Below are 22,126 nucleotides of genomic sequence, written 5' to 3' on the forward strand. Positions count from 1 at the left end.
ACTATGTGGGTCAGGCGCATGCCAGTCAGCCGATCTGCTCGAACAGGGACACGATGATCCCTTCTGGCCCACGCACGTAGGCCATCCGCACGCTGTTCTCGTACTCTCCGATACCGCCGATGAGCCCGTACCCGTCTGCGGCCACCGCGTCGACGGCCGCCTGGAGGTCGCCGACCTCGAAGGACACATTGCGCAGCCCAAGCTCGTTGGCCATCGCCGTTGGCGATCCGGGCACGTGATCGGGCGTAACGAAGGACGAGAGCTCCAGCCGGGATCCTTCGCCCGGTGGCCGCAGCATTGCGATCTGACAGTGCGCGCCGGGGATGCCACAGACGGTCTCCACGAATTCACCCTCCACGGACCCGGTGCCCTCTAGCTCTAGACCCAGTCCGACGAAGAACGCCGTTGCGGAGTCGAGGTCCGCGACGGTAATACCGATGTGGTCGAAACGTTGTACGTGTGCCATGGGATCCATCTTCCAATTGTTCTCTTGTTTGTTGTCTTGCCGGGACGGAATCGGCGGCTGAGAATTCCCATAGCTTGATTCAGAATGGCGGCGGGTCGTTGCCGTAGTCGACGGGTTTGTGAGGCACGCGCTTTCGCGGTGTAGAGATCGGGAACGTTTGCCGGCGTTTCCGTTCCGCGTGTTGTGCTGTGCGGTGCTGAATCTTGACACGCCGGAGCTTCCGCTCACCTCGGATGCGGGCAGCTTTGTTCTCGAGTCGTGTTCGTCGCGGTTTGCCGCCTTCCGGTGGCGGTGGTTCCTGTTGGCTGGCGAGTAGTCCGGCGGCTCTGGTGCGGTAGCAATGGCCGGTCTGCGAGGTCAAGGTGAGGCTGCGATCCGGGTTCGGGTCCAGTTGCCACTTCCCGGAATGCTTGAGGCGGTGATGGTTGCGGCAGAACGCACTCAGATTCGACGCGACCGTTTTCCCGCCGCTCGCGGGGTTGGTGTGGTTGAACGGATCGTTGTGGTCGAGGTCGCAATTCCAGGCCGGGACATCGCAGTGCGGCCATTGGCAGCTTCCCGCGATGACCCGCAGCCACGCATCGAGTGCCGCTCCGGGGCGGTACACCGTCGCCGAGGCGGGATCAGGTGATTCCGGTACTCGCACTTCCCGAACGTCTGCGTCTTTCACGATGTCGCGGGCATGCTCGGCACTGATCACGCCAAAGCCGTCGAGATGTGCAGGTTCGTTCGATCCTGGACTCAGGGTGGAATCGTGTACTACGACATGTACCAACGGCCGGCGCATGATCACCAAACCACTGCGGTCCTGCGGGCAATCACCGCGGTCGCAGTCGCACACCAACACCGTCGAACCACTCACCAGAGCGCCCAACGCATCCGCGCGCCGCTGCTCATACGTACGGGAATCACGGCGACACACCGACATCGCCAACTCCCGCAACCGGCCGTCAAAGGCGCGAGCCTGCTCCGCCGGGATACTGCCCAAGATGCGGGCCATCCCGTCCTCGGCGGCACTGACCCCCACGAACCGATCCGCCAGGGCCCGGCGGCGTCGTTCCCGCATCCCCTCCGGATCGACGCGGGCGACGATCCGGTCGATCGCCGCCGTCAACCGGCGACCCGTCAACCCGGTACCGCCGTCCACGGGTGGAGCCAACACCTGCTCGAGCAGCAAGCGTTCGACCTCGTCGATCAGCTCGTCACCGACATTCGAGGTCGCGGATTCGATCAAAGAGACCCGATAGAAGTCGAGTTCGCCGCGGGACATCGCCGCCCGCGTGCGATGCAACCGCGTCTTCAACGCAAAACCCAACCCGATGAGCTTTCCGGCCGCAGCACGGCCCATCGTCAGGACCGCGCCGACCTCGGATTCGGCCAACTCGTGCGCCGACGACGTCCACGTGCCACCGTCGACATGCTCGGCGCTGCGGCGGGTGAAGAACTCCGCCACCACCGCCAGTTTCCGCTCGACCAACATCGCTTCACATGAATGCAACTCGGCCATCAAATCGACGAGGGCGCAATCGGTTTCGGTACCACTCAGCTGTGCTGAGATACCGAAACTCCCCACCCCCGAATCGAACATTCCCCCACCCTAATCGAAATTCTGTTCGAATAGAACAGCTATTCGAAACCAGTCGGAAAAGTCCGAAAAAAGTGCCTGCGATGTCCTGACGCATCACAATGTGTGCCACGTACCTATTGCCATGGCATCAAAGTGGTGCCATAGTGGTGCCATGGACTTGACACCGTACGTCGACAACCTTCGCCACGAACTCGCGGTGGCTGCCGAAGCCGGCGGAGAAGACGCAAAGGCACTCGCCGAACGTTTGACCGCACCGCTGGAATCAGCAGTGCGACTCACTCTCCTCGACGCGTTGTCCGCGGCGGCAGCAGAAATCACTCGCGACCTCGCACCAGGCTCGGTGGATCTCCGCCTCCGGGGACGCGAACCAGAATTCGTTGTGACACCCGCCCTCAGCGAACCGACTCCGGCAGACGTCGAAGAGCAACCGACGCCAGTTCCACGCGCCATCACGGAGTCCGACGACGCGGCGATGACTCGAATAAACCTGCGCCTAGGTCAAGAACTCAAGGACCGGGTGGAGGCAGCTGCCCGAGAGGCCGGGATATCGGTCAACGCGTGGCTGGTCCGCTCGGCTGCGGCCGCACTGGAAGGCAATCCGAGCCGAAACACGCCGAGGCAACAACCGTCCCGAGGTTCCGAGAGCTTCACCGGCTGGGTGCACTGACACCAGACTCTCTTCTCGCACCAACCCCTTTCACCAACCGAAGACAACATCATCGGGAGTATCACCATGCCTGTATTCAGCACACCGGACCCCATCATCGCGAGCATCGACGTAACTGTCGGACATATCCGGATCAGCGCAAGCGACCGTGACGACACCATCGTGGAAGTACTGCCCACCAACTCATCTCACGACGCCGACATCCGCGTCGCCGAACAGACTCGCGTCGAATTCGCTGGTGGACGACTCCAGATCAAGACGCCGAAACAGCGTGGACTCGGCATCTTCGGCAAAACCGGATCTGTCGACGTCTCCGTTCAACTTCCCTCCGGCTCGGAACTCGAGGGTACCGCTGCAGTCGCAAGCCTCCACGCCACCGGCACACTGGGAAGATCTCGCGTGAAACTCTCGAGCGGGGAATGCGCACTCGACACCACCGGACCACTCGACATCAGCACCGGCGCAGGCACAATCACCGTCGAGCACGTCGTGGGCGACCTCGATGCGAGCACCGGATCAGGAACCATCCGCATACGCCGCATCGACGGCAACGCGGTCATCAAGAACTCCAATGGCGACAACAACATCGGCGCGATTACGGGCACGCTCAAGGCAAAAACGGCAAACGGCGACGTTATCGTGGAGCACGCTGAATCTGATGCCACTGCCGCAACAGCCAACGGGGACATTCGCTTCGACAGCATCGAGAGTGGAGTTGTCTCCGCGAAAACCGCTACCGGGAAGATTCATATCGGCGTTCGATCCGGAACCGCCGCTCGATTCGACGCCCATACCTCCTTCGGCCGCGTCGACAACCAGATGAACACCACACACGGACCGGCATCCACCGAGCGCAGAGTGGATGTCCGCGCACATACCAGCTACGGCGACATCGTCATTCGACGTTCGGAGCCTCCAAAAATCTAGCGAAAGGGAACGCTGATGACCCGCAAACCAGCTATCACCGCAACGGGCCTGACAAAGTCTTACTCCGACAAAACGGTACTGGACGGAATCGACATTTCCGTCGACAGTGGCACCGTCTTTGCGCTTCTCGGCCCAAACGGCGCCGGCAAGACCACCATCGTGGAAATCCTTTCGACCCTTGTTCCCGCGGACGGCGGCAACATCCGCATCGCGGGGTACAACCCATCCGACGATCCAGACGCGGTGCGTGCGCGCATCGGTGTCACCGGACAATTCTCGGCGGTGGACGACTATCTCAGCGGCGAGGAGAACCTTCTCCTCATGGCCGACCTTCATCACCTGAGCAAAGACGAACGCCGCACTCGCACTGACGATCTCCTGAAGAAGTTCGATCTAGTCGACTCCGCCGGAAAGCTCGCATCGACATACTCGGGTGGAATGCGCCGAAAGCTCGATCTTGCAATGACATTGATCGGCCGGCCGGAGATCATCTTCCTGGACGAGCCCACCACCGGCCTCGATCCTCGGAGTCGACGCTCGATGTGGCAGATCATCCGCGAGTTGGTGAGTGGCGGCGTCACCATCTTCCTCACAACGCAGTACCTCGAGGAAGCCGACCAACTGGCCGACCACATCGCCGTACTCGACCACGGCCGGATCGTGGCCGAAGGAACCGCTGCAGAACTCAAACGACACATCCCAGGCGGACATATTCGCCTGCATTTCGCAGACCGAGTCCAACTCGACTCTGCTGCAGATATTCTCGACCACTCCTCGCGTGACGAGGCTGCCTATGTTCTGCAAGTTCCCAGCGACGGTGGCGTCAGGTCACTGCGCTCTGTTCTCGACCAACTCGACGCTCACTCGATCGATGTCAAGGAACTCTCCGTCCACACACCGGACCTGGACGACGTGTTCCTAACGCTGACCGCCACCGAAAGGACCGACGCGCGATGACTACTGCAACTCTTGCCTACCAGGACTCGAAAACCATGCTGCGCCGCAGCATTCGCCACATCGTGCGATATCCGTCGATGACGGTGATGCTGGTCGGGATGCCGGTCGTCTTCCTGTTGCTGTTCGTCTACGTTCTCGGCGGGACACTCGGGAACGGCCTCACCCCGGGTGGCGGTGGTGGCGGACGGGCGGAATACGTCAATTATGTTGCCCCGGCGATCATTCTGATGACGGTTGCCGCGGCGGCGCAGGGTACTGCCATCTCCGTTGCCACCGACATGACTGCGGGGATCATCGCACGATTCCGCACGATGGCAATCACACGCACTTCTGTTCTCACTGGCCACGTTCTGGGCAGTCTTCTTCAAACGATAGTAAGCCTCGTTGTTGTCATCGCGGTGGCCGTCGCCGTCGGCTTCCGGCCGAGCGCCGGCGTTGTCGAATGGGTCGCCACGTTTGCGCTCCTCATCTTGGTGTCGATTGCCATGATCTGGTTGTCCGTTGCCTTCGGACTTGTGAGCAAGAGCGTCGAGACGGCAAGCAATCTTCCAATGGTGTTGATCCTCTTGCCTTTCCTCGGAAGCGGATTCGTGCCGACCGAGTCGATGCCAACCGTATTACGATGGTTCGCCGAGTATCAGCCGTTCACTCCGATCATCGAAACGCTCCGGGGACTACTTCTCGGCGAAGCGATCGGAAACAACGCAATTCTCGCAGTCGCGTGGTGCGTCGCGATCACCTTCCTCTCCTACCTCTGGGCGCGTAGTTTGTTCAACCGTCGCCCGGTGCGCTGAGCTCGAAACACACGATCTTCGAGAACAGGTACGGTGTCGCTGTCGTCGAGTTCGGAGGCGATGGCGACGTCGTGCGGAAACCCGAGAACCATCAACTCGCGCCCGGAGGCGCAGTCCCGTAGGCGGTCTTCGATCGAATCCGATACCGCCGCCCATGCATCTGCTGCCATCCGAGACTCCGGCGATACGGACCCGTTCCAGCCGGCCTCGATCAACGCCTCGATAACAGCACCCGCTCCCCACAGATCTTCCACCGCCGGACGCAATTCTCCACCGGGCCACTTCTCTCCGGACGCAACGATCGCCACCCGGGATCGGGAACCGTGTTCGTGCACAACCCAATCTGCTACCGCCGATGCGTTCCTCAACGAAGCACCCACACAAACCGGGCCAAGGGCCGCCAGCGCAAACGCGATCGTCGACCCGTTCGGGGACGGCAATACCAACCGTCGCGGACGTTCCGAATCGCGAATCGACTTGGGAGACAAACTGATCTGGCCTTCAGAAGCCACACTCCGTCGCACAGCCAGAACCGCGTCGACGTCGCGAGCGTAGTCAGCCACACTCTCGTCGTACCAGGAATAAGGAAAGACCTCGATTCCTGCATCAGCGGCGACGCTCAGAGTCGTCGTGAACGAGAGAACATCAACCACAATGGCCAGGTCAACACCAGTAGCAATCGCTTCGGCACCTGCTCGGCCCCAGTCGAATCGAAGTCCGTACTCGAGTTGGCGATGTTCCGAATTCATGGCGCAAGCATCCCAGAAGAGAGGTACCGACGCTTTGTCAGGAGTTTCTCGTCTATGGTTAGGGTACCCCAATAACTGAAGGACGAGATTGCTGTGAATCCCATGTTGAGCCGCCGTGCCATGTTGTCGGTCACCTTCGCCACTGCAGCAGGTTTTGTCCTTGCTGCCTGCGGTGACAGTGCGAATGACGAGTCCACTACGAGCGCCGAGGGCGGCCACGCCGAACCGGGCGCCTTCCCTGTCACGATCGATCACAAATTCGGGTCCACCACAATCGAGCAGGCCCCCAGTCGTATCGCAGCTGTCGGTATCGGTGACGCCGATGTCCTACTTTCCCTCGGGCTGACGCCCGTCCTGGTCCCGGTGTGGAAGGGCTCAACCGACGACGGAATCGGTGTCTGGGCCGACTCGGCCGTTCAGGGCGCTGAGCCGACACCATTGGCCAACGCCACCACCGAGTTCGATATCGAGACGATTATCGCTGCGGCTCCGGACTTGATCATCGCGGTCAACAACGCGATCGACGAAGACCTGTACAAGCAGCTCAGTGCAATCGCACCTACGGTGCTGCACGCTGCCGATCAGACCGATTGGGTTCTGCCCTGGCAGGAAGTGACAACCCGTATCGGTACTGCCGTGGGCGTTCCCGCACAGGCCAAGCAAGAGGTGCAGGACGTCCAGGATCTGATCACTCGCACTCGCGCCGAGAACCCTCAGTTCGAAGGCAAGACAGCAGCACTCGTCATTCGGTGGAGCGACGGCAATCTGCGCGCATTCAGCCCCGAGGCCGCACGGGCGCAGCTGCTTACTCAGTTGGGGTTCACGGCGCCTGCCGCACTGAAGGAGCGATTTGCGGGCAAGCTGAACTACGAGATCTCCGCCGAGAACTACGACCTTCTCGAATGCGACTACCTACTCTTCGACAACTACGAGAAGGCTCGCCCCGAGATGGAGACGCAGGCTGCGTTCACCAATTTGAACGTCGTGAAGTCCGGTGGCCTGATCAGCTTGGACCCCATCGTCAGTGATGCGGTGTCCATGCCGAATCCACTCACCATTCCGTTTGTCCTGGAAGACTTCGTCGCGAAGATCAATCAGACGATCGCGGCTCGATAGCCTTCGTTCGACCTGACCACACCCACAACGCCACAGCTGACACGGCCACGCAGACCGAAACGATCACCCACGGTGACGCCGGCGCTGCGTGGCCGTTGTCGACGAGGTCGTACACAAAGCCGACTCCCACCGTTCCCAGCAGCGCAAGCAGCCCTCCGATCGTGTTGAGCATGCCGAAGTGCGCCCCGAGATTGCTTTCACGGCCGAGGATCGCGATGGTGTCGCGCATCGGTGGCACCATCAGCATCTGACCCAAGTGGAGCAGTCCGATCCAGAGCGCCAGCCCGACTATCTGCGTCGACGCCGACGCCTCGGTACTCACACCGGTAGCCAGTGGCACCAGGAACGAACCGGAAATCAGCACCAGCCCGAAGGCGATCGCTCGGCGATGACCAATGCGGTGAGCCACTGCAACTGTCGGCCCCTGCCCCACTATCACCAGTACCGCCGCGCCCACGTAAAACCAACCGAGCGCAGACTGGGACCCGATTCCGCGCTCGAGTTGTTCGGGAAGCATCAGGTACAGCTGGCTGTAGGCAACCAACTGAAAGCTGCACAGGGTGGCGAAGATCAGGAAGCTATTGTTGGTCAACACACTTCGCCACACGTCGCGCAGCGTATAAGTCGACACCGGACCCTCGTGCGCGTCGCCCGGACGGGGAAACCAGACGAAGAACCCCACCCACATAATCGCGAACAACAGGGCTGCCGCCGACGCCGTCCACGAGAACGGAAACACCAGCAGAGCAGCACCGAGCGCCGGACCGATCACGGTTCCCAGTCGGCTGCACATCTGTTCCACTGCAAACAAATCGGTACGACGCATGATGCCCGAGGACTCGAGTTCGCGACCGTATTCAGCGTTGGCCGACTCCACCGCCGGAGCAAAGAGCGCAGCGGCAAAGCCCACCAGGAGCACTCCGACAATCACGGCGGCCATACTCTCGGCCAAGCCGAGCATCAAAAAACCGACTACTCGAACGGCGATGCCCAACAGAATGATCGGGCGCTTTCCGAATCGGTCGGCGAGGCTTCCTCCGATGAAGAACATGCCCTGCTGACTGAACATGCGCAGGCCGAGAACCAGGCCGACAATCCATGCCGCAAAGCCAAGATCTTCCGAGAGATGTACCGCGAGAAAGGGCACAACGAGGTAGAACCCGATGTTGAACAACACCATCGACAGAAGCAGTAGCTTCACAACTGGCGGTAGAACGCGAACCTTCGCGAAGGTCTTACTACCGGGGAAACGCGTACTGAGCACCACAACCGAGAACACTATTGCCCGAGCGGGCTTCAGTGGAAATTACCTGCCCGGAAATGACGTGCCCTACGCGGAGCGGCCAACCGCATTCAGCGCTTCCACTATTGCCTCGTTGAATCCACCGCCGCCGTGACCGGCGTCGCCTCGCACTACCAATTCACTACCCGGCCAGCTTTTGTGAATCGCCCAGGCAGTGTCGAGCGGGCCGGAGACGTCGTATCGCCCGTGTACGAGGATCGCCGGTATCTCTGCGAGACGATGCATTCCGTCCATGATCTGATTGGGCACGAGGAAGCAATCGTGGCTCCAGAAGTGCGTCACCAATCGGGTGAACACCCGCCGGAAGTCCGGATTTTCGTATCGCTTACTCGGAGTCCACCCTGGCATCAGCGATACATGTACGTCTTCCCACCGGCACCACTGAAGCGCAGCATTTTCCCGCACAACAGGATTCGGATCCGCAAGCAACCGCGCGTACGCCGCCGGAAGGTTTCCGTCACGTTCATCCATCGGCACCGGCTCGATGAACTCCTCCCACTCGCGAGGGAACACTCTGCCCATGGCGCGGGTGATCCACTCGATTTCGGTGTTGGTGCCACCGGTGATCGCACCCAACACCATCGCGATCACACGCTCGGGAAAGGCCTGCGCGTACACCAGCCCCAAACTGACGCCCCAGGAAAGACCGGTGACGATCCATCGTTCGATACCGAGATACTCGCGCAGGCGCTCGATATCGTCGAGGATGTGGGCCGTTGTGTTCACCGTGAGATCGACGTCGGGCCCGTCCGCCAGCGGGCGGCTACGCCCACACCCACGTTGATCGAACAGGACTGCGCGGAAAATATCGGGGTCGAAGAACCGTCTGGCGCCGAGCGTGCACCCCGAACCCGGCCCACCGTGGAGATACAGAACCGGAACACCCGTAGATATCCCGACGCTCTCCCAGTACAAGGTTTGCCCGTCCGAGGTGTCGAGCATCCCTGATTCGTACGGATCAACCGGAGGAAACAAGTAAGCACTCATGGATCGATCCTGCCATCCGAGCAGCCGTCGGCGAACATCGACTTTCCAAAAACATTGTCCACCAGAATAATTCGACGACTCGTCAGGCAGCATGTTTCGCTCTCCGATGTGCGGGATATGCAGCGAGAACGGCCGACGGGTGGAGAACTCATGAAACGAATGATCGCAGCACTCATCGTCGCGGGCGCCCTCGTGTCCCTACCCGCCTGTGGCAATGACGACACAAACACAGAGACGGCAACCAGAACCAGCAACACTGCCGAATCTACGACCGTTCAAATCAGCTCCGTCACCTCCACCGCCGATCTGGGAATGATCGACCAGGCAAAACTGGCAGCATTTGTTGTGGCCTTCCGCACCGCCTACGCGGATCTCTCTCAGGATCGCGACGACGAAAGCATCCAGGAAATTGTGTTCAGCTCGTGCAACGCCATCGCCGACGGTGCGACCGAGCAAGAGGTCACCAAGGAGATCCGGGATCTCGCCGCGAACGACGGCACGGAAGCGACGCAGACTCAAGCCGAGCAGATCTACAAATTGGTGACACCGGCCTGCCCATGACGAGCACAGCTAAAGCACTTGTCGGCCCGGTGGCCTACCGTGTGTAGGACATCGCGTCGACGGGAGCACACCACATGCGTGAAGGTTTTCGCTTACCCGGCTATGGCGGTGCCGCGGTTTTCCTACGCAGCCACGCTGTTCCGGCTCGGGTGCTCGACACAGCGGCCCCGATCCTGGTGTTCGACGTAGGATTGCTCAGCCCCGACGAATACAACCAATACCTCAGCCGACGTGCCGACGACGGGTTCGTGGAACGGCTGTCGACATTCTTCTTCCACGCCGCGGCCGACTTCCACCCGGAGTTGTCACTGCCAACTTTCAGTGACGAGACCCTCGGCTTGACGATCTCCGTCCGCTCCAGCACCGATCAGCGCGTCGAACTCGAATTCTCGCTTGCCGGAGACGCGACCGGATCGGACTCCGAACGCGATGAAATGGGCTTCGAGACAAGCAGAGTCGTCCTCGCTACCTCAGCTCAATCGGTTGGCCGACTCAGCGGTCGGACGAGCTCTCATTTCGACGGGGAGGCGTAGCCATGGGATTCCTGTTCGAACTTCTCGATTTCCCCGACGGCAGTCGGATGACGCATCTGTGGAACAACACGTGGGCCGACGAAGCCAAAAGTGAAGAGATCGCGTCGGGCCACTTCATTCACCTCGGCGACGATCAACACGTCGACGTCGAAACCGACTTCCTGAGTAGCCACCTGCCGTTTCACGTCGCCGGATTCGGCGGAACCTTTCCAGACGGCAAACCCTGGATGTTCATCATGCAGAAAGCACCGGCCGATATCGCGATTCTCCTTCGTGGACAGGAAGATCCGCACTCCATGCTGCGCGAAGCACTCGACCGCGCGATGGAATTCAACCCCGATGCCCTAGTCGCAGAGGAGATGTCCTGGCATCACGGCGATCTCGTGAACATCTACGAGGACGAAGGTGTCCTGGCCTCCGCTGCCGAAAAGTGGTCGGTGGCCGATCTGCTGCGTGGACTTCTGGCGCAATGTTGCGGGGTGGACTTGACCGACATTGTCTCGGGATTCCCGGACTGCGCTTTCCCGGATACCGCGCACGCGTGTGAGGACGATGTTTTCAGCGATATCTTTGCGCGATGGGTTGCCGGCCTGCAGTGATGTGACGAGGTAGACAACCACTCGAAACATTTCGGAGTAGACTCATTTATGAGCGTGATCCGAAATGAAACGAGGTGAGCGGGATGACGATGCCAGACCACGAGTTGGGTCGTCGCGAACGCAACAAGCTCGAGAAACAGACACGCATCTTTGAAGCCGCAGCCGAACTGTTCGCAGAAAAGGGCTACAGCGCGGTCACAACACAAGAAATCGCCGACCGCGCCGATGTAGCCGGCGGCACCCTCTTTCGTTACGCCGCAAGCAAAGCCGAGCTACTGCTCATGGTCTACAACGCGGAGTTTCGGAAGCAGATCGAACTGGGAGAAGAACGTGAAGCCAAGTCGACGGACGCGGAAACCCGTGTACTCGAGCTTGTTTCACCGCTGCTGATCGCCAGCCGCCGAAACGACGAGAACACCGGCATCTATCAACGAGAAGTGTTGTTCGGCGAGCCGACCGAATGTTTCCGGGCCGAAGGCCTGGAACTGTCGCAGCGCCTGCAAGCGCGGATTGCAGCGATCTTGGCCGAGGCTCATCCCGACCACACCGCCCACACCACCACCGCAGCTCGAACAATTTCGAACGTGCTGCATTTCGAGATAGCCCGCGCGGCATTGGACCGGATCACGGCTGACGAACTCACGAACATCGTTGCCGCACAGGTCCGATTGACGCTTGCCGGACTACCCACTGAAAAGGATTGAGGATCACAATGTCTGAACTGAAGCAGATCACCGTTCTGGGTACCGGGGTTCTCGGCTCGCAGATCGCCTATCAGACCGCGTACCACGGATTCGACGTCGTCGCGTACGACATCAACGCGGAGGTCATCGACAAGGCCAAGACCCGGTTCGACTCGTTAGCCGCTGCCTACAAGGCGGAGAACGTCAAGGGCGCTGCCGAAGGCAAGGCTGACGAAGCGCTGCAACGTATTACGTACTCGCACGATCTCGCCGAAGCCGTGGCCAAGGCCGATCTGGTCATCGAGGCGATCCCCGAAGACATCGGCATCAAGCGCGATACGTACGAGAAGCTCGCTGCAGTAGCTCCGGATCACACGGTATTTGCGACCAACTCCTCGACGCTCCTGCCGAGCGATCTCAAGGAGTTCACTGGTCGCCCCGAGAAGTTCCTGGCTCTGCACTTCGCAAATCACGTGTGGGTCAACAACACTGCCGAGGTCATGGGCACCGAGTCCACCGACCCCGCCGTGTACCGAGAGGTCGTCGAGTTCGCGAAGAACATCGGCATGGTGCCGATCGAGCTCAAGAAGGAGAAGGCAGGTTACGTACTCAACTCCCTCCTGGTCCCGCTCCTCAATGCTGCCTCCGACCTACTGATCGACGGCATTGCCGATCCCGACATGGTCGACAAGACGTGGCGTATCGGCACCGGGGCGCCGTTCGGGCCCTTCCAGATCATGGATGTCGTCGGGCTGACCACCGTCTACAACATTTCCTCCCAGGGCGGCGAGAAGCAGCGCGAATTCGCTGACTACATCAAGAAGAACTACATCGACGAAGGCAAGCTCGGCGTCGCAGTCGGCGAGGGCTTCTACAACTACAAGAGCTGACACCACAGGCACTCTCAACGGTGGCCGCTACGTGAATTCACGTGGCGGCCACCGTGCGGTCGCCTGTTGGCAGTACGCCTGAAACAACCCTGAGCGATTGTGACGCAAGCTTCTTCACGTGTGACCACATCCTCAGGAGACTTCCCTACATGCGTCGTTCCGCTATCTCGGCTCTCACTACGCTGGCACTGCTCGGCGCCGGAACCCTCGCCGGCACACCCGCCGTCGCCGCTCCGCTCGCGTGTGGCGGTATCTCGACTGGTTCATTCTCCGGCTCGGCCGGCGGTTCGGAGTACCTGTGTGCGCAGGAAGGTGACCTTCTCGACGTACGCATCGGCGACGTACACGCCACGCAGCCTTCCCTCGGATACGACGAGGTGTACTACAAACTCGGTCGATACACACTCGGAAAAGACGAGATCAACAAGAAGTTCGACGACTGGTGCGAAGCCAACGGTCAAATTGAGGCCGAAACAGCCTCGGAGACATCATCACTGAAGGATCCGGCATCCTTCACCTGCGCACAACCGGTCGGCTCGGAAACCGCCGAGAGCATCGCGCCCATGAAGACAGTTGTGGTCGGGCCACGCGGCGAGCTCTACCTCACCGACGGACACCACACTCTCACGTCGTTCTACGAAACGCCGGACGGCGGCCCTGACATGCACGTTCGACTGCGAGTGCTCGGCAACCTCAGCAACCTGAGCGAGTCGGCATTCTGGGCCGAGATGGAGAAGAACAAGTGGGTGTGGACGCGCGACGTCGACGGCAACCAGGTTTCGGTGCAGTCATTGCCTAAGGGCGTCGGCCTGGCCAACTTCGCCGACGACAAGTACCGCAGCCTCCTGTACTTCGCCCGCGACATCGGCTTTGCGCCCGGCTCGATCCCGTTCCAGGAGTTCTACTGGGGTGCCTGGGTTCGCGACGCCTCGCCGGTCGATCTGAGCGGCTGGAACAACAACGATCTCACCAGCTACCTCAGCACCGTCAAGTCCGTGTCACAGGCTCAGACCGCATTGCCCGGTAATGCCGTCGTCGACAGCGGTTTCACCGCCACCGATCTTGGCGTACTGACCGCCTGGAATGACGGGAAAGCGGAATCGAAGGGCGAGTTCGCCAAGCTGTCGAAGCCGTACACAGACGACAAGCCGGGGAAGATCGCCTACTCACTGGCCTACAAAGCAACCCTCTGACCTGCAACGATGAGTTTCACATCGATGAAGCTTGACTAAGGCTTCACTCAGTAATCTGATCCCATTCGGGTGCCGCTTCAGCGAAGCAGCGACGCCCTGCCCTGACGGGAACATGCCGTCATATCTGCCCAGACGAACCATTGCCGGGCAACCAGGTGTCGTTTTCCCAGGCAGGCGGCATCTCCCCCGCAGCGCGGGCGCTGTTCGAGTACTTGTTCTCTGATCAGCATCAGTCGAGTGACTTCATCTACGAGGACGAACTGAACGGACTGACCCGTGACGGCGTACTGACGCGCCTGGATCTGGCCCTCTCGCGTGATCAGTCCGAGAAGATCTACGTCGAGACTCGTATGCGCGAGCAGGGCCGGGAGTTGTTTGCCTGGCTAGAAAAGGGCGCCCACGTGTACGTCTGCGGCGACGCCACCCGGATGGCAAAGGACGTCGACGACGCGTTGCGCGAGGTGGTCGCCGAGCACGGTGTTCGACACCCACGGGTCCAGTTCCCACACCACCTACCTGACGCGGCCTCCGATCGCCTCGCCTTCGAAGCGATACGAACCGCCCCCCAACCGAATCAGCGGTCATGGACGTCTGGGAGGACGTCATGAGCAGCATTTCTGCAGCATCCTGACGCCCGAAGTTCTATCGGTGAACCGCGACTGCGACGTGCTCGGATATCAAAGTGGTCCGCATCTGACGTCAAAGCGCTCACGAACGGCGCCAAGTGTCTGCCGATGGTGTTCCCGGTCATTGTGATGCGTCCGCATGAATCGGAGAGTTTCAAGCATCCTGCGCGGAATGGGATACCAACGATCGAAGTTGAGACCGCAGTTCAGGAAGACCTTGTTCGGGACGGCGTCGAAGATGAGGCTGAGGTTGTACTGACCAAGCGTAAGTGCTGTCCAGATCAAGGTCTCTCTGGACTTGCGGGCCAGATCTTCACCATCGAGCTCGTAGAGTGGTGTCTCGTCGAGCTTGCCGAGGAACAACAGGTGGGTCAGAAAGTAGCTGGCGAACGATGAGAATCCAATCGTCACTGACCGCGTATTGATCGACAATGTCGTACCGTAAGTCGAAATATAGGGTTCGTATTCAGTGTCATTCCGGAGAAGATAACCCGAGCAGTTCACCAGCCAGCTCCCGGGCTGTATGAGCCTCGTTTCTCCACTGCGATATAGGATTTCGAGTCCGTCGGGCTGGTCGATCGCGTCGTCAAAGTACTCCATGTCGACAGTGTTAAGTCCGGACGAGATCGTCGCGGCTTCCGATTCCGAGAGCAGTCCGTTGAAGAATCGTCGTGATGGCTGGATCGGTTCCAGTCCGTGGGTTGCCTGAAACCAGTCCCTGACCTCGTCCTCGTTTGTGCCATCGAATCGAAGCGCGATCTCATTGAACATGCGGGTTGGTAGCGTTCCCTTCCACAATCGTCGGGCACCGTTGGGAAACATGTCGTCCCTGTTGATGAAGTACGTTCCGGCCCCGGCGATGACGTTGACTTCCCTGCCCGGGTATTCGGTTACCGCTGCGTAGGCGGTATCCATTGCCGTTTTTCCGCCGCCGACGATCCAGATCGGCGTATCGCTTGCATGCATCTCCTCGCTTCGGATGTCGAAGAAATCCGGCGATACAGAGTGGATCTGTTCACTCGATACCGACAGCGGTTCGTTTGGGTTGACCCCGAAGCCATTCGCTTTGATGACGCGCGTTGCGGCGATCGCAAGGCGTTGTCCTGTTTCCGATTGCGCAGTGATGCGATTGCCATCCGCCGACTCGGCGTGGGAATCGACTGTCCACCCGAAGTACTCGATGACTTGAACGCGTTTCTTGATGACGTCGAGGCAATGCGTGAAGTGATCGAGAACCTCGGGCTTGGTCGCCAAATACGATCTCTCTTGGCCCAAGGTCCACTTGATGTTTCCGGCGGTGAACAGTGGGTGGGGCTGGTGCAACCGAATGTAAGGGTAGGTGTCGCTCCACATCCCGCCGGGCCGGTGGCGTCGGTCGATGAGAATGATCTTGTGGTCGCGCGATAGATACTGTGAAGCGACCGCTGCAGCATTCAGTCCCGCGATCCCGGCGCCGACGATGCAAACATCGCACTGATCCATGAGTGGCCCTGATAGTGCTGGACTTGGACTATTCATTTCAACCTGCCTAGCTCGGAGTGTGCGGAGCGGTTTCGACTGACTCGACCAGGAGAGTGATCGTGATCTCCTTGGAGTTTCGGGTCGCAGGTTGATCTGTCAGCGCCCCCGGTCGGGCATCGTGATCGAATCCGGGTTCGGGATCCACCACCAGCACATCACTCGCTGTCGGCTTTGTCCTCGTGCAAACAGATGAGATCCGCGATAATCGAATGGACACGCGCGACGCCGCACACCTGACCCCACAGGGGTGGTCGATGATCACAGTTGACGAATTCTCCCGGCTCGTGGCCGCGATCTACGCATCGGCCGTCGATCCTGAACACTGGAATTCGACGCTTGCCGATTTTGTGCGAGCCTTCGACGGTGTCGGTTGCGGCCTGCTGACCTCGGGACCGACCAACCGGAAATCCGACGTGATGGTAAAGCAGATAGGTAAAGATCCTTCCGCGCTATCGACCTACAACGCCTATTACGGTCGGCTCGACTATGTGGCAGAAGCCGTGGAGAAGTCTCCGATCGGCCATATCCACACGGGGACCGAACTGATCCTCCCCAACACGAACACGGAGTTCTATGCCGACTGGTGCCGCCCCAACCGCTTCGGCGATGGCCTGTTCGTCCGTCTGACCGGAGGCAATTCCAGTGCGTGGCTGGGGATTGCCGCATCCAGGGACTCGGAGCCCTTCGGAACCCCTGATCGACTCAGACTGATCAGGCGGTTGGTTCCGCACCTACAACAGGCGATTCGCACCGAAGCGAAACTCGTACACCTCAAGCAGGGCGAATGCGCTCTCTCTACCGCACTCGAGCAGGTCGAGCGCGGTATCGTGATCATCGGACTGGATGGTCGGATTATGCGGCTCAACTCCAGAGCTGAGGCAATCCTCGCTTCCGGTGACGGCCTACATCTCGGTCAGCATGGGTCCATTGGAGCGTCGCTCGCTCGTACCGATCGAAAACTCCGAGACCTCATGTACCTCGCGACGGACTCACACGATAACCGGGTTCCTCGCGGCGGCACACTTTCCTGCCCTCGCCTTTCCGGGCGCTGCGACTATGCCGTTCATGTAGTTCCTCTCGCCGCGGACATCGCCGGAATCGGCACGGTCGGACTGGGCGAAGCGCGAGCCGCCGCACTCATTGTGATCGACGACCCGGATCGCGAAACCGATTTGGACACAACCGCATTGCGCGAGTTGTACGCACTCACCGGCACCGAGTCGGAAGTCGCCCTGCGCCTAGCACAGGGCGACAGGATGGAGCTGATTGCCGAGAATTTCTCCGTCTCGATCACCACAGTCAGGACCCACCTTCAGCACATCTTCGACAAGACCGGAACGCACCGCCAAGCCGAACTTGTGCACCTTCTCCTGTCCGCCGGTCCAATTCTTCACGAGAATGTTCAAGGCCGCTTCAGGCGGCTTCCGTGACGAACAATCCGATCCAGGCCGAGAAGCGCCGAGCCCAGCCGGAGAACTTCTCACCGGCACAATCAGAGTGGAGATCGACCCGAACTAGCGACAGGCCACTACTGCTCGTCTACTGCTCGTCGCGGCTCGTCGATCCCGGTAACAACGCCGGGAACCAGATATCGGTCAGGACCTCCGCTGCCTGAACCCGGGTCACGTCGATGGTTCCCTGAACCGCCCAGCGGGTGAAGAAGCGCTCGAGTTGGCTGACCAGCAGTTCGACGCGCAGCCGAGCCTCGTCGCGCTGATCGGACGGCCACCGCTCGAGATATTTCGGCATCGCATTCGGCAGCTGTGTCATCCCGTCACGCGCAGTGATCCGGAATTCCGGCTCGAGTGCTACCGCCTCGTCCCATGCCGGCAGCAGCCTCTTGTTCTCGTCGAACCAGTCGAACGCGCGCTCCAACCACGCAGTGAATTCCGCGCGCGAATGTGTGTCGAGCACACGGTCGAGATCAATGTAGAAAGTGAACGCGCTGGCGGCCATACCGGCTTCCCCGATGGTCTTCAGCATCGCCACCTTGCTGGGGAAATGCACGTAAAACGTGGCTCTACTGCATCCGACGGCCGAGGCGATGTCGTCGACCGTTACTGCCGCGTACCCGCGTTCTTCGAACAAAATGCGAGCAGCGTCCACGAGTTTGGCCCGCGTCGCGCGCTTCTGCTCGTCCCGCAGGGTGCCCCGCTTGCCTTTTCGACCATCCGTTGCCGTGCTCACATCAACTACCTTCGTTCACTTTGCGCTCTCTGGCAAATCGCCGACTCATCGTCATCGAGCAACATTGCGTCACTCATTGACACAACGTCAGCCAATGATGCACTATGACTCAAGTCACTTTCCGGGCTTCGACTCTTCGTCTCGATGCCCGGATCAGAACAGAAAGCGATGGCGTATGAGCCCCACGAATTTGCCGAGAGTCTGCATCATCGGCGCCGGGCCGACCGGAATCACGACGGCCAAGCGAATGAAGGAATTCGGAATACCCTTCGACTGCTACGAAGCATCCGACGAGGTCGGCGGAAACTGGTACTACAAGAACCCCAACGGCATGTCGGCCTGCTACCAGAGCCTGCACATCGACACCTCCAAGTGGCGATTGGCATTCGAGGACTTTCCCGTATCCGCGGACCTACCCGATTTCCCGCACCACTCCGAACTTTTCCAGTACTTCAAGGACTACGTCGAGCATTTCGGCTTGCGCGAGTCGATCATCTTCAACACCAGTGTTGTTGCAGCAGAACGTGATGCAAACGGACTCTGGACCATCACGCGCTCAGACGGCGAAGTCCGCACCTATGACGTCCTGATGGTCTGCAACGGCCACCACTGGGACCCCAACATCCCGGACTACCCGGGCGAGTTCGACGGCGTCCTGATGCACAGTCACAGCTACAACGACCCGTTCGATCCGATCGACATGCGCGGCAAGAAGGTTGTCGTGGTCGGAATGGGCAACTCCGGCTTGGACATTGCGTCCGAACTGGGGCAGCGATACCTCGCTGACAAACTCATCGTCTCGGCGCGCCGCGGCGTGTGGGTGTTGCCGAAATACCTGGGCGGAGTGCCGGGAGACAAACTGATCACCCCGCCCTGGATGCCTCGGGGTCTGCGCCTGTTCCTGAGTCGCCGATTCCTCGGAAAGAACCTGGGAACCATGGAGGGCTACGGACTGCCCAAGCCAGACCACCGCCCCTTCGAGGCCCATCCGTCGGCCAGTGGCGAGTTCCTGGGACGTGCCGGGTCCGGCGACATCACCTTCAAGCCGGCGATCACCAAACTCGATGGCAAGCAGGTTCATTTCGCGGACGGCACTGCTGAGGACGTCGACGTAGTCATCTGCGCCACCGGCTACAACATCAGCTTCCCCTTCTTCAGCGATCCGAATCTGCTGCCGGACAAAGACAATCGATTCCCGCTCTTCAAGCGAATGATGAAGCCCGGAATCGACAACCTCTTCTTCATGGGACTGGCTCAGCCCATGCCGACACTCGTCAACTTCGCCGAACAGCAGAGCAAGCTCGTCGCGGCCTACCTGACCGGTAAATACCAACTGCCAACCCCCAGCGAAATGCAGGAGATCACCAAGGCCGACGAGGCGTACTTCCTCGCCCCCTATTACAAGTCTCCTCGCCACACCATTCAGCTCGAGTTCGATCCCTACGTCCGCAACATGAACAAGGAAATCGCCAAGGGCGCCAAGCGCGCCGAGGCTTCGGGGAATAAGCTCCCCGTCGCGCCGCGTGCCGCAGCGCACGAGCTCGAGAAGGCGGATCGCATATGAGCCTGGTAAATGGCCACTGCAACAGCGAGTTCGAGGCCGTCTACAACGCCTTCGAAGCGCAACTGGCATCCGGCGAGGAACTGGGCGGCTCCATCGCCATCACCGTCGACGGAGAATCCGTCGTGGACATATGGGGTGGCTACGCCGACGAATCCCGCACCACTCCTTGGGGTTCCGACACCATCGTGAACACCTTCTCCATCACCAAGACCATGGCAGCACTGTCCGCGTTGCTTCTTGTCGAACGCGGACAACTGGACGTCTACCAGAAGGTCGCCCACTACTGGCCCGAGTTTGCGGCAAACGGCAAGGAAGACATCGAAGTTCGTCACCTGCTGTCGCACACGTCGGGGGTCTCGGGCTGGGAGCGCCCGATCGAACTGAAGGATATCTACGACCTCGAGACGTCCACCGCCCGCCTCGCCACCCAGGCGCCGTGGTGGACGCCAGGTACGGCGTCGGGCTATCACGCGATCAACTACGGACATCTGATCAGCGAAGTCATCCGACGCATCGACGGGCGGACCCTTGGCAGGTTCTTTGCCGAAGAGCTTGCCGGCCCGCTGGGCGCCGACTTCCACATCGGCACGTCCGCAGAGCATTTCGGCCGAATCGCAACTCTTGTTCCGCCGCCGGCGCTGGAATTCGATCTGTCCACGCTCGACCAGGACAGCATCTTCATCAAGACCCTGACCTGCCCCTTGCTCGACTACCCCGAGGTCAATACCGCACCCTGGCGCGAAGCCGAAATCGGCGGGGTCAACGGCCACGGAAACGCACGTTCGATTGCACGAGTTCAATCTCTGATTTCGTGTGGCGGTGAACTCGACGGCCAGAAGTTGCTCTCGCAGAGCACTATCGACTTGATCTTCGAAGTCCAAGCCGATGGCATCGACCTCGGGATCATGACTCCCCTCAAGTTCGGTATCGGCTACGGACTGCCGCACCCGGATACCGCACCACTCGTTCCGGGCGGACGCGCGTGCTGGTGGGCCGGCATCGGCGGCTCGATGCTCGTCAACGATCTGGACCGTCGGATGACCTTCGCGTACGTCATGAACAAAATGGCACCGGGCCTGATCGGGTCCGACCGCAGCAACGCCTACCTGAGCGCTGCGTACAACTCCGAGATCAGCGAGGTCAGTTCATGAAGGCAGCTCAGCTCATGGGGCCTGGTCTCCTCGAGATCAACGACGTGCCGATCCCCGAGATCGGTCCGTCGGAACTGCTGATTCGGGTTGGCGCAGCGGGAATCTGCCACTCCGACCTGCACCTGCTGCACTTTCCGTACAAGATGCGCGAAGAACCGCTGACAATCGGCCACGAAATTGCCGGAACGATCGAAGCCGTCGGGAGTGGCGTCGACGGCCGTTCCGTCGGAGAGCGTGGCGTCGTCTACCTGTGCTGGTCCTGTGGACAGTGCCGAGAATGCATGAGCGGCAACGAGAACATGTGCCTCGCTGCCGGACGAACCGCAATGCCTCCCTGTCCCGGGCTCGGTCCCGAAGGCGGCATGGCCGAGTACGTGAAAATCCCGGCCCGCTCCTTTGTCCCCATCGGAGATCTCGACTTTCTCCAGGCCGCACCACTCGCCGACGCAGCGCTGACCAGCTACCACGCCATCCGTGGCGCTCGTGAGCATCTGCAGCCCGGCGCCACCGCCGTGGTAATCGGAGTCGGCGGACTCGGTCACGTTGCAGTACAAATACTTCGCGCAATCAGTGCCGTGCGCGTCATCGCCGTCGATGTCGGACAGGATCAACTCGATCTCGCCAAACGTTGCGGCGCCGACATCACGCTCGAGTCGGGACCGGACACCGCGCGACAGATCCTGGACCTCACGTCGGCCCGAGGCGCAGAAGTCATCTTCGACTTCGTCGGTATTGATGCCACGGCGCAGATGTCTGTCGAATCCGTTGCGCCCAACGGCGCCTACCGCATGGTCGGCCTCGGTGGTGGAAACCCCGGAATCACTGCCGAGGCTGCCGGCGGACCTGGCTGGCCGTGGGGTGCATCGGTCCGGAAGTCGTATGGCGGCACCAGAAACGACCTCGTCGATTCCATCGCCCTGGCGCAGGCCGGTCTGGTAACGGTAGAAGTGGCCCGCTTCGACCTCGCTGATGCCCGCGACGCACTCGATCGTCTCGAGCACGGCAAGGTCACCGGACGCGCAGTGCTCGTACCCTAATTCTCGAAAGGTGCTTCACGTGACCAC

Annotated in this window: 22 protein-coding genes and 1 pseudogene; 16 read left to right on the forward strand and 7 right to left on the reverse strand. The window is 60.4% G+C overall.

What is annotated here, in order from left to right; all coding sequences use genetic code 11:
• Window positions 1–25: 25 nt before the first annotated feature.
• Together CJ178_RS19150 and CJ178_RS19155 are read right to left on the reverse strand one after the other, a co-directional pair.
• The gene (locus CJ178_RS19150) at window positions 26–466 is read right to left on the reverse strand and encodes a VOC family protein (RefSeq protein WP_033233714.1); all 441 of its coding nucleotides are present in this window, start codon (window positions 464–466) and stop codon (window positions 26–28) included.
• Between the two features lie 79 nt (window positions 467–545).
• The gene (locus CJ178_RS19155) at window positions 546–2,054 is read right to left on the reverse strand and encodes an HNH endonuclease signature motif containing protein (RefSeq protein ID WP_095887394.1); all 1,509 of its coding nucleotides are present in this window, start codon (window positions 2,052–2,054) and stop codon (window positions 546–548) included.
• A gap of 151 nt (window positions 2,055–2,205) precedes the next feature.
• Here CJ178_RS19155 and CJ178_RS19160 point away from each other — a divergent pair, with 151 nt between their 5' ends.
• The 4 genes from CJ178_RS19160 to CJ178_RS19175 all read left to right on the forward strand — a co-directional run bounded on the left by CJ178_RS19160 (window position 2,206) and on the right by CJ178_RS19175 (window position 5,399).
• Entirely contained in the window at window positions 2,206–2,721 is a 516-nt protein-coding gene (locus CJ178_RS19160; protein ID WP_095887395.1) for a toxin-antitoxin system HicB family antitoxin, read from the forward strand.
• A 66-nt stretch (window positions 2,722–2,787) separates the two neighbouring features.
• Complete coding sequence (locus CJ178_RS19165) at window positions 2,788–3,648, forward strand: DUF4097 family beta strand repeat-containing protein (RefSeq protein WP_095887396.1); 861 nt, start codon at window positions 2,788–2,790, stop codon at window positions 3,646–3,648.
• 15 nt (window positions 3,649–3,663) lie between these two features.
• Window positions 3,664–4,605: a daunorubicin resistance protein DrrA family ABC transporter ATP-binding protein gene (locus CJ178_RS19170; protein WP_045065606.1), complete on the forward strand. Its 942-nt coding sequence runs from the start codon at window positions 3,664–3,666 to the stop codon at window positions 4,603–4,605.
• Window positions 4,602–5,399: an ABC transporter permease gene (locus CJ178_RS19175; protein WP_045065608.1), complete on the forward strand. Its 798-nt coding sequence runs from the start codon at window positions 4,602–4,604 to the stop codon at window positions 5,397–5,399. The genes CJ178_RS19170 and CJ178_RS19175 overlap by 4 nt, the downstream gene beginning before the upstream one ends.
• Here CJ178_RS19175 and CJ178_RS19180 read toward each other — a convergent pair.
• A complete protein-coding gene (locus CJ178_RS19180) occupies window positions 5,354–6,148 on the reverse strand; it encodes a 2-phosphosulfolactate phosphatase (RefSeq protein WP_095887397.1) in 795 nt (264 codons plus the stop codon). The genes CJ178_RS19175 and CJ178_RS19180 overlap by 46 nt on opposite strands.
• Window positions 6,149–6,250: 102 nt before the next feature.
• On the opposite strand from CJ178_RS19180, the gene CJ178_RS19185 reads away from it, so the two are divergent.
• Window positions 6,251–7,264 (forward strand): ABC transporter substrate-binding protein, encoded by a 1,014-nt coding sequence (locus tag CJ178_RS19185; protein WP_239654691.1) that lies wholly within the window; start codon window positions 6,251–6,253, stop codon window positions 7,262–7,264.
• On the opposite strand, the gene CJ178_RS19190 is transcribed toward CJ178_RS19185, so the two are convergent.
• Complete coding sequence (locus CJ178_RS19190; RefSeq protein ID WP_095888051.1) at window positions 7,239–8,531, reverse strand: MFS transporter; 1,293 nt, start codon at window positions 8,529–8,531, stop codon at window positions 7,239–7,241. The genes CJ178_RS19185 and CJ178_RS19190 overlap by 26 nt on opposite strands.
• A 63-nt stretch (window positions 8,532–8,594) precedes the next feature.
• Window positions 8,595–9,554 (reverse strand): prolyl aminopeptidase, encoded by a 960-nt coding sequence (pip, locus tag CJ178_RS19195; RefSeq protein WP_095887398.1) that lies wholly within the window; start codon window positions 9,552–9,554, stop codon window positions 8,595–8,597.
• A gap of 150 nt (window positions 9,555–9,704) precedes the next feature.
• On the opposite strand from pip, the gene CJ178_RS19200 reads away from it, so the two are divergent.
• The 7 genes and pseudogenes from CJ178_RS19200 to CJ178_RS19230 all read left to right on the forward strand — a co-directional run.
• Window positions 9,705–10,115: a hypothetical protein gene (locus CJ178_RS19200; RefSeq protein ID WP_033233722.1), complete on the forward strand. Its 411-nt coding sequence runs from the start codon at window positions 9,705–9,707 to the stop codon at window positions 10,113–10,115.
• A gap of 74 nt (window positions 10,116–10,189) precedes the next feature.
• Complete coding sequence (locus CJ178_RS19205) at window positions 10,190–10,648, forward strand: hypothetical protein (RefSeq protein ID WP_095887399.1); 459 nt, start codon at window positions 10,190–10,192, stop codon at window positions 10,646–10,648.
• Between the two features lie 2 nt (window positions 10,649–10,650).
• On the forward strand, window positions 10,651–11,247 hold the full coding sequence (locus CJ178_RS19210) for a hypothetical protein (protein WP_095887400.1): 597 nt from the start codon (window positions 10,651–10,653) through the stop codon (window positions 11,245–11,247).
• 83 nt (window positions 11,248–11,330) lie between these two features.
• Window positions 11,331–11,951, forward strand: coding sequence for a TetR/AcrR family transcriptional regulator (locus CJ178_RS19215; RefSeq protein ID WP_095887401.1), 621 nt, complete (start codon window positions 11,331–11,333; stop codon window positions 11,949–11,951).
• Between the two features lie 8 nt (window positions 11,952–11,959).
• Window positions 11,960–12,820 carry a 3-hydroxyacyl-CoA dehydrogenase gene (locus tag CJ178_RS19220; protein WP_095887402.1) on the forward strand — a complete coding sequence of 287 codons (861 nt, stop codon included), beginning with the start codon at window positions 11,960–11,962 and terminating at the stop codon, window positions 12,818–12,820.
• 149 nt (window positions 12,821–12,969) lie between these two features.
• Window positions 12,970–14,013 (forward strand): ParB/Srx family N-terminal domain-containing protein, encoded by a 1,044-nt coding sequence (locus tag CJ178_RS19225; protein WP_095887403.1) that lies wholly within the window; start codon window positions 12,970–12,972, stop codon window positions 14,011–14,013.
• 215 nt (window positions 14,014–14,228) lie between these two features.
• A pseudogene (locus CJ178_RS19230) lies at window positions 14,229–14,492 on the forward strand (sulfite reductase subunit alpha); the annotation flags it as partial.
• Between the two features lie 198 nt (window positions 14,493–14,690).
• Here CJ178_RS19230 and CJ178_RS19235 read toward each other — a convergent pair.
• Entirely contained in the window at window positions 14,691–16,121 is a 1,431-nt protein-coding gene (locus CJ178_RS19235) for an FAD-dependent oxidoreductase (protein ID WP_095887404.1), read from the reverse strand.
• Between the two features lie 293 nt (window positions 16,122–16,414).
• Between CJ178_RS19235 and CJ178_RS19240 the strand changes: the two genes are divergently transcribed.
• Entirely contained in the window at window positions 16,415–17,590 is a 1,176-nt protein-coding gene (locus CJ178_RS19240; protein WP_179300779.1) for a helix-turn-helix transcriptional regulator, read from the forward strand.
• Window positions 17,591–17,699: 109 nt separating this feature from the next.
• Here CJ178_RS19240 and CJ178_RS19245 read toward each other — a convergent pair whose 3' ends face one another.
• The gene (locus tag CJ178_RS19245) at window positions 17,700–18,347 is read right to left on the reverse strand and encodes a TetR/AcrR family transcriptional regulator (RefSeq protein WP_033233730.1); all 648 of its coding nucleotides are present in this window, start codon (window positions 18,345–18,347) and stop codon (window positions 17,700–17,702) included.
• A 175-nt stretch (window positions 18,348–18,522) separates the two neighbouring features.
• Between CJ178_RS19245 and CJ178_RS19250 the strand changes: the two genes are divergently transcribed.
• Genes CJ178_RS19250 through CJ178_RS19260 form a run of 3 tightly spaced genes read left to right on the forward strand, consistent with a single transcriptional unit; the run spans window position 18,523 to window position 22,099 of the window.
• Window positions 18,523–19,911, forward strand: coding sequence for a flavin-containing monooxygenase (locus tag CJ178_RS19250; RefSeq protein ID WP_095887406.1), 1,389 nt, complete (start codon window positions 18,523–18,525; stop codon window positions 19,909–19,911).
• Complete coding sequence (locus tag CJ178_RS19255; protein ID WP_095887407.1) at window positions 19,908–21,062, forward strand: serine hydrolase domain-containing protein; 1,155 nt, start codon at window positions 19,908–19,910, stop codon at window positions 21,060–21,062. Before CJ178_RS19250 ends, CJ178_RS19255 begins: the two co-directional genes overlap by 4 nt.
• Window positions 21,059–22,099 (forward strand): NAD(P)-dependent alcohol dehydrogenase, encoded by a 1,041-nt coding sequence (locus tag CJ178_RS19260; protein ID WP_033233733.1) that lies wholly within the window; start codon window positions 21,059–21,061, stop codon window positions 22,097–22,099. The genes CJ178_RS19255 and CJ178_RS19260 overlap by 4 nt, the downstream gene beginning before the upstream one ends.
• Window positions 22,100–22,126: the final 27 nt, after the last annotated feature.

Origin of the sequence: Rhodococcus sp. ACPA4 (assembly GCF_002300185.1) — a bacterium.
Classification (GTDB): domain Bacteria; phylum Actinomycetota; class Actinomycetes; order Mycobacteriales; family Mycobacteriaceae; genus Rhodococcus_F; species Rhodococcus_F globerula.